We start from the raw sequence: 11567 nt of genomic DNA, 5'->3' as shown, positions 1-11567 counted from the left end.
GCTTTGCGCGAGGCCACAGAAAAATTGGAAATCGCTGGAGAGCGAGCGAGACGCTTCGAATTCGAAAAAGCCGTCCTCGACCGGCTGCGCACGACGCTGGTCGCTGCGCGCTCGACGGCACGCGATCTTTATCTGAAGCCGGTCATGTCCGAGCTGCGACCGCTGCTTGGATTGCTATTCGATGACATCTCCATAGTGTTCGACGAGAACACACTGTTGCCACAGACCGTTCGCCGCAATGGTCAGGATGAGGATGTCGATAGGTTGAGTGGCGGCATGCGAGAACAGCTTTCGGTTCTGACACGTCTGGCCTTCGCCCGTTTGCTTGCCCGCGACGGCCGACCCACACCGGTTATCCTGGATGACGCTTTGGTTTATTCCGATGACGACCGCATCGAGCGCATGTTCGACGCTTTGCATCGTCAATCACACGATCAGCAGATTCTCGTTTTCTCCTGCCGCCAACGCGCGTTTGCAAAACTCGGCGGTAACATTTTGCAGATGAGCGACTGGCAACCGGGTCGGTCATAAGCGGAGATCGCGCAGCCTCAGCTAGGGCGACGGCAGATCGTATCGTGTTACGATTGCAATGCCGTTTTCGATCTCGATTTCGATAACTTCATTAATCAGGAATTCCTCTGGGCCAAGATCCTCGAGGAGAGCATCGAAGAGCTCTCTCTGTTTTTCAGGCCCGACCTGAGGGACGACGATAATCAGGCCGGCGTGAACCGGTTCTTTGGCATAGAGCTTCCTGAAGTCCTTAGCATTGTTGGTGACGAAGGTGAAATCCTCATCGATAATGAGCGGCATGAGGTCCCAGTCGGTTTCGCCGCTTAGCCCAAGCCAGTTGACGTGGTTTGCTTCATGTCCGCGTTCTTGGGCTACCGCAACCAGAGACGTGTGCAGGCACTCATCGATCAGAAACCTCACGAGGTCACACGCGTCTCGACCTGGCCGACGGACCTGGGTCGCCCTTCAAAACCACGCGCTTCGACGACTTTATTTTCACGCCCTGCTCGACCAGCTTCTTAGGCCGCCCACGAACCGGGTGCGCGGCGACCCACATTCTGGCGAGCTCAATCACGCGCGGCGTTAGCTTCGGATATCCCTCCAGAACCTCCGCTTCATCTGCGCCCTGCGCTAGCATCGTCGTGATCATACGAACAGGGATGCGGGTTCCTTTGAAGACAGGCTCTCCGCCCATCACCCCTTTAACGCGGCCGATGGCGGCCTCCGCTTCATCAAGATCCACGATGCGCGCTTTGAGCTGTTTACGTGCCTCGGCGACGTCGACGATCAGCAGGTCGTCGGCCCTTACGGTCTTGGCCCTTGGGGCAGCTTTGATTTCCTCGAACAGGCGGTAGCGACGATCAGCGGGCAATGTCGCACCCACGCCATACCAAAGCTTGAGCCGCAGCAAATCCTCGCCGGTCAATGCCCGTCGGACGACCCCACCGATGCGCCGAGCAGTGCTTGGCACAGTATCGACAATGCGTTTGTCGATCGCATTGTGCACGGCCTTGATTCCTATCCCGCTGACGGCGGCTGCCTCTGCGGGGGTGTAGATGCGAGCAAGTGTGCCCATTATTCTTCTCCTTATAAAGAATAATATAGGCCGTTTGACCCCCTCCGTAAAGGCACGCGTCTTTGGAATCACGGCGGTTAGCAAAGGCGGTGGTGAGCCGAGAGGCCTCACAAACCCTTGGGGCTCGAGATGGCAGACTCGGCGCAGTATAATTGCGCTAACTATCGAATTTGCAGTTGGCGACAAACGACACACGAGTTCGTCGCGGACTTTTAACTCTGCGAAGGCGCGTCTTCGAGCGCTTTGAAACCCTACACCCATCTGCAGGCCATCTGTATCAAGCTTTGGACCAAAACCGTTTCCATCGCTCACGAGCGTTCTCTCTGGGGGTCTCAAGTGGGGCTTGCCCATGGCCACGAATTTTTGGGCGACAGCGGTGCAGAGGCCGCATACCGCTGCCTGCTTGACGTCGCTGACCGTGTCCATGTCCGAAATTTGCCTACAAATTTCGGACGCCCTTGGGCGCGCTAGATTCGCTATGGAAAGCTGGAAGCACTCGCAAGCCCGGTGGCCACAGCGTCTGCAGCGCCAAGCTATTCCTCCGTATCCAAACCCGCATCCTCATGGCCACTAGCCAACTCTGGCATAATTTCACCAGCAAGCAGCTCATCTCTGCTCAGCAGCCCGGCATCCTCGAGCGCCTCGCAGTCCGGGAGATCGCGAAGCGTGTCGAGGCCGAACTCGAGCAGGACGCTTTTGTCGTCACATAGGTGTAGGGAGCGCCGGGCGTCGGACTGCGCGGGTTCGACGCGATCAGGCCGGTGCCGCAGATGGCCGATCAGGTCGCGACTGATTACTTCCCGAAAACCGACGACAATTCGGCGCGGGTAATCGGCTGGAAGTGCCGATGCACATCAGCATCAGCACGTCCGACCACGTCAGGTCCACGGCACGCCCGCTGCTTCCGCAGGCGCGGATGGCATCGGCATAGGCCGGCCGTGTCAGGTGCTTCCAGCCGCCGGCGACAGCGACGAGGTCATAGGGCCGTCCGCGCAGCTCTCGGATGTCGTCGATGAGAAGGTCACGGGCGAGCTCGCGGGAGAGACTGCACCGCAAGCGCGTCCCGCGCGCGCGAACTGCTCGATCAACTGATCTCAGACGACGACGAATCTCGTCCAGATTCCAAAAGCGGTGGCCGCAGCGGCGCTTTGCGGGCTCGCGTTACCACAGATCGCAGAACTGTGATCTCGCCTTGTGCCCGAGACCGCAATCTGGGCTCGCGACGAAGCATATCGCTTGCGATCATCAAAGGACGCGTCGACGCCGTCGGTTGCCTTTTCCACCGCCGCCTCACACATCGTGTTGGGGCTGAAGAGCTACCTGCAAATCCTCGCAACGGGCGCGGCCGCATCCTTGATTTTACAAATTGACACGTCTTGGTTTTTAGAAAATGCCACGTGCGATGATGGCGCCAAAAAAAAATGTCACGCGAGATGATCATGCCTGAGGTAAATGGTCCGCCAAAGTTGGGAAAGGTATACCGGTTGAATGGTGGATAGGTACGCCGGATAAAAAGGGCTTCGGGTTCCGGAAGACGAACTAATCGACGGATAGGCGCTGCTCGTGAGGGAAACTGCATGCGCATTACGGTTATGACCATCCAGGGATGTCGGATATGATCTTGAATAGTGACATTGCAGGCCAAAGAGCGGCCGAGAAGCTAGCAGAGGGCCTGAAATCGCAGGGCAAGCAGCAATACGAAGAAAGGTCGAGGGAACGCGAACGAGATGTGTCTCGTTAGGTCGCACGTTGCACCAGGGGTGCGTCGGAAGGCACTCCGCCGTGTCCTGAAGAGGTAGCCTGCACTTGAGAATAGCCACGGTGGTACCTTATTTTCGGCTGTGAAGCACACGAGACCCGCGACGTGAGACCCAGTTGCTCAATACCCAGTTGCTGGGTGAGCGTGCATGACTGCCAACGGAAGGTCTTGCACGCACCCTCGCGATCTTGAGCAATGGTCGCCATGACTTTCTTCTTGCAGGCTTTTGAGTGGCCCAGCCTGCAATCACCAGACCCCACCGACTCTAAAGAGCGTGGCAGACGGGATAGTCGAGGTTGCCCGGCACAATTACGCTCAAGGCTTGCGCCGCCCAGAGGACACGCTGAAAAGGCAGCATGGGCGCGCAAGCACGCCATTCACGAGAGGTTCGACATGAAGACTATGCAAGAAAAAGACATTCCGGCATTCGTGCAAGCAGTTGTGGAGGCCGGCTGCAACATTTGCGCGATTGGCAACTTGGGATATGTCTTTGGCGATGCTGATTTGACGCCGGCGCAACGGAGGTCCGTCGAGCCACAGCTGCGCAGGATTGCTGAGATCTACGGCGAACGCGATCATCTCATGGACGAGATAGCTGTATATCTGCGGTCGATCGGACGCCATGTCGAGGTTGAGCCGAAGACAGGTGTTTCCTGATGGCCGCGATCGATCGCGTTCCGTAGTCGCCATTTCTATTGGGTAACGAGCAGCCGTCTTCCAACCTCTGAAACAAAAAAGAGGTGACCCCCAAAGGCCGCTCTCGAGACCGCAAGTCTGAGCCGCTAACGCATTGCGATAACCAGGCTGTCCGAACTGGGCGTCGATGCCTTCCTCGACCAGGTCGCGGTAGGCGGCGATCTCATCTACCGCATGCATAGCCAAGCCAGAGAAGTTTTCGGCAGCGGAATTCTCGGTCGCTTCCCCTTTTATGACTAGAGGGTGCGGCCGATCCGGCCGCGACGATCTCGCAGGGATTGCCATATACGGCAACACGAACACCGGCGGATCAATACTCGGATAATGGCGGCCGGCTATGTAGCGATCGATCGCGCACCAACATATCAATGCAATAGCTTAGTTGCTTTCAAAGGCGGGTCTCTACGAACTGCAAGCAAGCTAAACGATTGCGTCAACTCTTCCTCGCAGAGCGAAAACTCCGCGCCCACGCGATTTCTCTGCTGGAACAGCGGCACATCCTCAGCGCCAGGACACGGCCGCCGCCGTCGGGTTTTACGAAGCCGGTGATTGCATAAGTTGCCCGCAAGATATCATTGGTATCGGGAACGCCGCCGATGCCGCATCCTGAATAGAGCGGCCGCTTGCACCTGCCAGCCCGACGACCAGATCATATCTGCAACTCCATCTACCTGGACGTGGTGCAAATCACCTCGCTGAAGCCGCAAATCGTCGCCTTCGACCAGGATAACCACATCCGTGACCGCCTGAGCTACTCGGTCGATCTCGACGCACATGGCCGATACAGTTTTTCCATCCTTCACGAAGCGAATGAGACTTTGGCCATTCCAGCCCTGGTCTACGGGGCGTGACTTGTCCCCGATGCATGCGCGAGCTCTCCGCTCGGCCGGCCGCCGGACGTCGCCACCGGCCGAAGGCGCCCGAAGGCGCCCGAAGGCGCTTGACAAAGCAGCACCGGCCCATTCAACTTGAGGCATTCACCAGGGGAGTCCCGGTAAGGGGCTGAGATACTGCTGGCTTTCGCGGCGCAGTGACCCGTTGAACCTGATCCAGTTCATACTGGCGTAGGGACGGTGCAAGCGCTTTGCGGGAGTTTACGCCCGAGGTCCTGCTGCAGCAGGTCTACAGAAGCGTCTTTTCATCCTTCCGGCACAGAACTGGGTCTCCAATGCATGAGCAAAGGAGCCTCACGATGAATGCCCTCACCCCCGCCGTGTCGACGGGACCACTGCCCGCCTCGCGGAAAATCCACAAGCCCGGCGTCCTCTACCCGCAGATCAGGGTGCCGATGCGCGAGATTTCCGTCCATCCGACGGCCGGCGAACCGCCCGTCACCGTCTACGATCCGTCCGGCCCCTACACCGATCCATCAGTCCAAACCAGCATCGAAAAAGGCCTTGCCCGGCTTCGCCACGAATGGGTCACGGCGCGTTGCGATGTCGAAGCCTATGACGGCCGCCACGTCCGGCCGGAAGACAATGGATTCGCCACCGGCGAGCGCCTGACACCGGAATTTCCGATACGCAATCGGCCGCTCAAGGCCAAGCAGGGCAAGGCGGTGACCCAACTTGCCTATGCGCGCGCCGGCATCATCACGCCAGAAATGGAGTTCGTAGCCATCCGCGAGAATCTCGGCCGCGAGGTGATGCGCGGCAAGCTGCAACGCGACGGCGAAGCCTTCGGCGCGGCGATCCCAGATTTCGTCACACCCGAATTCGTGCGCGACGAGGTGGCGCGCGGACGCGCAATCATTCCCGCCAACATCAATCATCCCGAGAGCGAACCGATGATCATCGGGCGAAATTTCCTGGTGAAGATCAACGCCAACATCGGTAACTCGGCTGTCACATCGTCGATGGCCGAAGAGGTCGAAAAGATGGTGTGGGCGATCCGCTGGGGCGCCGATACGGTGATGGACCTGTCGACCGGCCGCAACATCCACAACATCCGCGACTGGATCGTGCGCAATGCACCGGTGCCGATCGGCACGGTGCCGCTCTATCAGGCGCTCGAAAAGGTCGGCGGCATCGCCGAGGACCTCAACTGGGAGGTCTATCGCGACACGCTGATCGAGCAGGCCGAGCAAGGCGTCGACTATTTCACCATCCACGCCGGCGTGCGGCTGCACTACATACCGCTGACCGTCGACCGGGTCACGGGCATCGTCTCGCGCGGCGGCTCGATCATGGCCAAATGGTGCCTGCACCATCACCGGGAGAGCTTCCTCTACGAGCATTTCGAGGAGATCTGCGACATCGCCAGAGCCTATGACGTTTCCTTCTCGCTCGGCGACGGCCTTCGTCCCGGTTCAATCGCCGATGCGAACGACGCGGCGCAATTCGCCGAACTGGAAACACTTGGAGAACTCACCAAGATTGCCTGGGCAAAGGACTGCCAGGTGATGATCGAAGGCCCGGGCCATGTCCCCATGCACAAGATCAGGCAGAACATGGACAAGCAGCTCGCAGTGTGCGGTGAGGCGCCGTTCTACACGTTGGGGCCGCTGACGACCGACATCGCGCCGGGCTATGACCACATCACCTCAGGGATAGGTGCCGCCATGATAGGCTGGTTCGGCACCGCAATGCTTTGCTACGTCACGCCGAAAGAGCATCTCGGCCTTCCCGACCGCAACGACGTCAAGATTGGGGTGATCACTTACAAGATAGCCGCCCATGCAGCCGATCTGGCGAAGGGCCATCCGGCAGCGAAAACCAGGGATGATGCCCTTTCGCGCGCGCGCTTCGAGTTCCGCTGGGAGGACCAGTTCAACCTGTCGCTCGACCCCGAAACCGCACGGTCCTTCCACGACCAGACCTTGCCCAAGGAGGCGCACAAGCTGGCACATTTCTGTTCGATGTGCGGGCCGAAATTCTGCTCCATGCGCATTTCCCACGACATCCGTGCCGAGGCTCAGAAGGAAGGCATGGCGGCAATGGCGGCAAAATACCGGGAGGGCGGCGATCTCTACATGCCGGCGGACGAGACTGGCGTACCGGTCGTGCCGGAGGCTCCCAAACCATCATGAGGGTGCTCGTCAAAGGGGCCGGCGTTGCCGGCCTCACCGTCGCTTTCGAACTCGCCGCCCGCGGCGCGACGGTCACAGTCGCCGAGATGCGGCATGGCCTTGGCGGCAACGCGTCGTGGTTCGCCGGCGGCATGCTGGCGCCATGGTGCGAGCGCGAAAGCGCGGAGCAGCCGGTGCTGGATCTCGGACGCGACGCTGCCGACTGGTGGGATGCGGTGCTGTCGGGTCAGGTGACACGGGCCGGGACATTGGTCGTGGCCGCGCCGCGTGATGCCGGTGAGCTTGACCGGTTCGCCAGTCGCACGTCAGGGCATAGGCGCGTCGATGAAAACGAAATTGCGCTCCTGGAACCCGACCTCGCCGGCCGCTTCCGGCGTGGATTGCTCTTCCCCAACGAGGCTCACCTCGACCCACGCCAGGCGATGGCGGCACTTCATGACAACCTTGCGACCATGGGTGTCAAATTCCACTTCGGCTGCGACGCCCGGCCTGTTTCGGGTTTCGCCCGTCAGATAGACTGCATGGGAATGGCAGCGGCCGATGACAGGCTGCGCGGTGTTCGCGGCGAAATGCTGATCCTTCGCACGCCTGATGTCTCGCTGTCGCGGCCGGTCCGTTTGCTTCATCCACGCTTTCCGCTTTATGCCGTGCCGCGCACCGATCACCGTTTCATGATCGGAGCGACGATGATTGAAAGCCAGAGCGCCGGACCGGTGACGGCGCGTTCCATGATGGAGCTGCTGGGCGCCGCCCATGCCCTCCATCCGGCCTTTGGTGAGGCCGAGATCGTTGAAACCGGTGTGGGTGTCCGTCCGGCATTTCCCGACAATTTGCCACGCGTCGAAACAGACGGTGAGATCATCGCGATCAACGGTCTTTATCGTCACGGTTTTCTCCTCGCCCCCGCCATGGCGCGCCAGGCTGCCGGCCTGGTTTTCAGTCAAGACAGAACCAAGGAGCATGCTCATGAAACTGATGGTCAACGGCGAGGCGCGTGAGATTGCCGCCACCACGCTGGCCGAGTTGCTTGCCGCGCTCGACTATGAGGGCGATTGGCTCGCCACCGCCGTCAACGGCGACCTCGTGCACAAAGCCAACCGCACGGAGTTCCAGTTGAGCGACGGCGACCGGATCGAAATCCTCTCGCCCATGCAGGGCGGCTAGCATGTTGGAGCTTTATGGAACCGAGCTTTCGTCGCGCCTGCTTCTCGGCACCGCTCAATATCCTTCGCCGGCCATCCTTGCCGATGCAGTCAAGGCGTCGGGCACGTCGGTGGTGACCGTCTCGTTGCGGCGTGAGATGGCGGGCGGTAGAGCCGGCGAACAATTCTGGTCGTTGATCCGCTCGCTGGGCGCCAGAATCCTGCCCAATACCGCCGGCTGCCTCTCCGTCAAGGAAGCCGTCACCACCGCGAAAATGGCGCGCGAGGTCTTCGGCACCAACTGGATCAAGCTCGAAGTGATCGGCAATCACGACACGCTACAGCCGGATGTGTTCGGTCTGGTTGAAGCCGCCCGCATCCTGTGCGAGGACGGCTTTGCGGTATTCCCCTATACCACCGACGATCTCGTTGTCGCCGAGCGGCTGCTGGAAACGGGCTGCAAGGTCCTGATGCCGTGGTGCGCACCGATCGGTTCCGCCTTGGGACCGGTCAACATGACGGCGCTGCGCTCGATGCGCGGATATTTCCCTGGCGTCCCGCTGATTGTGGATGCGGGGCTCGGACGGCCGTCGCACGCGGCCACCGTCATGGAACTCGGCTTTGACGCCGTGCTCCTGAACACAGCGGTCGCCAAGGCGGCATATCCGGTCGGCATGGCGCGTGCTTTCGGTAAGGCGGTCGACGCCGGTCGTGAGGCGTTCAGTTCGGGAATGCTCGAACCGCGCGACGTCGCCGTGCCATCGACACCGATGGTCGGCAGGGCCGTTTTTTCATGAAGCTCGATCCCTTTTATCTGATCGTCGACAGCGCTGCCTGGATCGAACGGCTGGTCCCACTCGGAGTCCGGCTTCTGCAACTGCGCATCAAGACCGTGGATGAGGCTGGGTTGCGCGCGGAGATCCGCACCGCGAAGGCCTTGTGTGCTCGATACCAGTGCCAACTCATCGTCAACGACCACTGGCGCCTGGCAATCGAAAAAAGTTAGGACCCGCCGCCAAGCGCGAATCCGTAGCGCATCTGCAGGCCGTCATGGGCCTATCGGAGCGTCGGGCCTGTCCTTCGTCGGCGCCGATCGCAAGATGATTGATACCAGTCTGGCCGACCGCCAGAGACACAGCTGCGTGGTCGGCTGCGCGACCTCACGCACGAGCGTCGACGCTTCGGTTACCTGCCCGTCGTCCACGGTGGCGGCAATCTGTTCTTCCAACTCGCAAACGCCCGCTACGAGAAGGGCGCAATGATTGTTACCTCAAATCGCGGCTTCGCCGAATGGGGCGAGGTCTTCGGCGACCCTCGTCGCAACCGCACTTCTCGATCGCCTGCTTCACCATGCGGTCGTCGTCCAGATCGAAGGATCGAGTTATCGGCTCCGCCAGCACGCCGAGCTCATGCCAGAACACTTGCGATCAAAAGCCTCCATCACATTGCCGACATTAAATTCACCATCGCGACCGCGCGGCCGGCCACCGAAAAATGGACACCCCCACCGGGACAGCCTGAGCGGCGAAACTGGGGAATTTTACTTCGGCACTTTTGGGGACGAGTGGCATTGACAGGTGACGCGCAGGGGATTGCACAGATTGTGCGCACACGTTGGTTCAAGGCAGTTCATCTGAAGTCCGCTACTGGCCAGAGGCCGCGCACGCTCACCGCGGCGCGCAACACTGTCAGGGCGGCACTGCCAACGAGCAGGTCATCCGACGCATGTTGCGTTCCCTGGGGCTAAGCAACCCTATCTCTCTCTTGGAAGGTGCCTTGGGTTTTCTTGAGGTACGGTGCGTAAAAACCCGATACGAGCAGAGGATGATCGCGAGGCAATGTGGAGAAGCCTCCGGCTGAGCCTCGGCAATTTCTAGACGAACAAAGACATACCGATACCCCAATGCACTCGAATTCCGATGTAGCGTAGTTCCACGTCACTTCGGCGCCAGAAGAGATATGCTGAATGGCGACGAAGTCGTAGGCCCCGAAGCGATTGGGCACAATCGCTAAGTTTGGATCACAACAATGATTCACAATGACAGCCGGCTTATGAAAGAGAGCATGGACATTCCAGTCCAGTTGAAAGGAGTTTGTCGTTCGAACCGTTTCCATACGGTCAATTAGCCCGATGACGACAATTTCCCCCGGCAGGAAGTCGCGAGCAGCGAATACCCCGCGCCCCCTTTCTCCTCCCGTGCTGAGGATTTTTACGTTGCGGGCATTGAGCTGCTTTGCGCACGCGACGTCATCCGTCAAAATAGACAGATCTTGGTTTATGTGAGTATCAGACATACTGTTTCTTTCGCCTGCTCGATTGAGGGATGAGTACTTTTCGCCAGAGGTCGCTTGGAATTTCGCTGTTTTCGGAACGTCCTCCTAAAATCCCGATGGTTCCAAGTAATTTACGAAGTTGGGGGCTTGTCCATGTTTTGCGCCTTAGGTCCCAGTCAGCGGCGCCTACTGTCTCTCCCAGGAAACACTCAAAAATCGTGCCGATTCACCCGCCCGGCAGCCGAGGATTTTGATTTCTCTCGGCTATTTGACTGAGGCTAACGAAGAGATTGCCTATCACGCGTGTGTAGCGAATCCGACAGACCAGCAGGCGAAGTGGTGACAACGCGTCTGCAAGCGAGCAGTTTATCCTGCTGCGGATGGTGCGCGTGACACGCCAGCCGGGGGTCCAGGTCTCGAAAGCGTTAGCATACCGCAGGAAGTGGCTGCAAAACCCCTGTTGCCGCCAGATGCCGCGCACATTGAGTTTCAAAGGCGCGGTCAAGGGACTAATGCGTGACAATACTGTCCCACCTATGGCGTTTTCTGAGTTCGACTGGGCCGCTTCGACCCCGCAGTGTATTGTCACGCGAGTAGGCGGCGGCCCGCTCTCTCATGCTTTGGCCAAATGAGCATAACTTGCTGCGAAACGCCCGAGTTTGTGTTCGCCGCAAGTCACCGGCCGGTAGCGCAGAGGGTTGCTGTCAGTGACACATGAGGCCAATGGCTCAATGATCGCATCGAAATCAGCATCGATAAAGAAGGGGATTGAGTATCGCTCACGCCCTGAGCTATTCACTACGCGATGTAGGTTGGCCAGATAGACACCGTTGGTGAGCCGCTGAAGCAGGTCCCCGACGTTGATTATGAAAGTACCGTGGATCGGCGTGCCTTGTACCCAATCGCCGTCTCGGTTCATGACCTGAAGACCGCCGACGTCGTCCTGTGCAAGGATGGTCAAATTGCCGTAGTCGGTGTGGGCGCCGATTCCGATCATGTCTTCGCTGATATAACCACTCTGCGGCGGGTAGTGAAGCAGCCGCTGAATGCTGATCGGGGTCCGCATGAGGGCCTCGAAATAGC

10 protein-coding genes, 5 pseudogenes and 1 riboswitch are annotated in these 11567 nt (G+C 59.4%); of the genes and pseudogenes, 10 read left to right on the top strand and 5 right to left on the bottom strand.

All coding sequences use genetic code 11. The features are described from left to right. Nucleotides 1-531, top strand: a pseudogene (locus EN750_RS05180) (DNA-binding protein); the annotation flags it as partial. Nucleotides 532-552: 21 nt separating this feature from the next. On the opposite strand, the gene EN750_RS05175 reads toward EN750_RS05180, so the two are convergent. From EN750_RS05175 to EN750_RS40465, 3 genes and pseudogenes are all read right to left on the bottom strand, one after another. Continuing rightward, nucleotides 553-930, bottom strand: a complete 378-nt coding sequence (locus EN750_RS05175) for a DUF5615 family PIN-like protein (RefSeq protein WP_126057625.1) — start codon at nt 928-930, stop codon at nt 553-555. Between the two features lie 4 nt (nt 931-934). Then, entirely contained in the window at nt 935-1585 is a 651-nt protein-coding gene (locus tag EN750_RS05170; RefSeq protein ID WP_126057624.1) for a DUF433 domain-containing protein, read from the bottom strand. A 533-nt stretch (nt 1586-2118) separates the two neighbouring features. Then, nucleotides 2119-2641, bottom strand: a pseudogene (locus tag EN750_RS40465) (SMC-Scp complex subunit ScpB). A gap of 898 nt (nt 2642-3539) precedes the next feature. On the opposite strand from EN750_RS40465, the gene EN750_RS41615 reads away from it, so the two are divergent. The 9 genes and pseudogenes from EN750_RS41615 to EN750_RS05125 form a co-directional block, all read left to right on the top strand. Further along, nucleotides 3540-4001: a hypothetical protein gene (locus EN750_RS41615; RefSeq protein ID WP_306283303.1), complete on the top strand. Its 462-nt coding sequence runs from the start codon at nt 3540-3542 to the stop codon at nt 3999-4001. A 716-nt stretch (nt 4002-4717) separates the two neighbouring features. After that, on the top strand, nt 4718-4891 hold the full coding sequence (locus EN750_RS05155; RefSeq protein WP_245482619.1) for a hypothetical protein: 174 nt from the start codon (nt 4718-4720) through the stop codon (nt 4889-4891). Between the two features lie 121 nt (nt 4892-5012). Then, a riboswitch (TPP riboswitch) is annotated at nt 5013-5129 on the top strand. 103 nt (nt 5130-5232) lie between these two features. Continuing rightward, nucleotides 5233-7068, top strand: a complete 1836-nt coding sequence (gene thiC, locus EN750_RS05150) for a phosphomethylpyrimidine synthase ThiC (RefSeq protein WP_126063809.1) — start codon at nt 5233-5235, stop codon at nt 7066-7068. Further along, complete coding sequence (gene thiO / locus EN750_RS05145) at nt 7065-8066, top strand: glycine oxidase ThiO (RefSeq protein WP_126057621.1); 1002 nt, start codon at nt 7065-7067, stop codon at nt 8064-8066. Before thiC ends, thiO begins: the two co-directional genes overlap by 4 nt. Then, nucleotides 8035-8232 carry a sulfur carrier protein ThiS gene (gene thiS / locus EN750_RS05140; protein WP_126057620.1) on the top strand — a complete coding sequence of 66 codons (198 nt, stop codon included), beginning with the start codon at nt 8035-8037 and terminating at the stop codon, nt 8230-8232. The genes thiO and thiS overlap by 32 nt, the downstream gene beginning before the upstream one ends. 1 nt (nt 8233) lies before the next feature. Then, entirely contained in the window at nt 8234-9007 is a 774-nt protein-coding gene (locus tag EN750_RS05135) for a thiazole synthase (RefSeq protein ID WP_126057619.1), read from the top strand. Next, nucleotides 9004-9210, top strand: a pseudogene (locus tag EN750_RS05130) (thiamine phosphate synthase); the annotation flags it as partial. The gene EN750_RS05135 and the pseudogene EN750_RS05130, both read left to right, overlap by 4 nt. After that, nucleotides 9204-9399, top strand: a pseudogene (locus EN750_RS39300) (IS3 family transposase); the annotation flags it as partial. The pseudogenes EN750_RS05130 and EN750_RS39300, both read left to right, overlap by 7 nt. After that, nucleotides 9394-9784 (top strand): annotated as a pseudogene (locus EN750_RS05125) (ATP-binding protein); the annotation flags it as partial. The pseudogenes EN750_RS39300 and EN750_RS05125, both read left to right, overlap by 6 nt. A 169-nt stretch (nt 9785-9953) precedes the next feature. Here the strand turns inward: EN750_RS05125 and EN750_RS05120 are convergent. Then, complete coding sequence (locus tag EN750_RS05120; protein WP_126080611.1) at nt 9954-10505, bottom strand: SET domain-containing protein-lysine N-methyltransferase; 552 nt, start codon at nt 10503-10505, stop codon at nt 9954-9956. 592 nt (nt 10506-11097) lie between these two features. Next, nucleotides 11098-11567 (bottom strand): 2OG-Fe(II) oxygenase family protein (locus EN750_RS05115; RefSeq protein WP_145967432.1); only part of this gene is annotated, 470 nt, incomplete at its 5' end.

The sequence above is a fragment of the Mesorhizobium sp. M7A.F.Ca.ET.027.03.2.1 genome (assembly GCF_003999175.1).
Classification (GTDB): Bacteria; Pseudomonadota; Alphaproteobacteria; order Rhizobiales; family Rhizobiaceae; genus Mesorhizobium.
The sequence above is the reverse complement of the archived record's forward strand: the minus strand, read 5'-3'. Positions and strand labels throughout refer to the sequence as shown.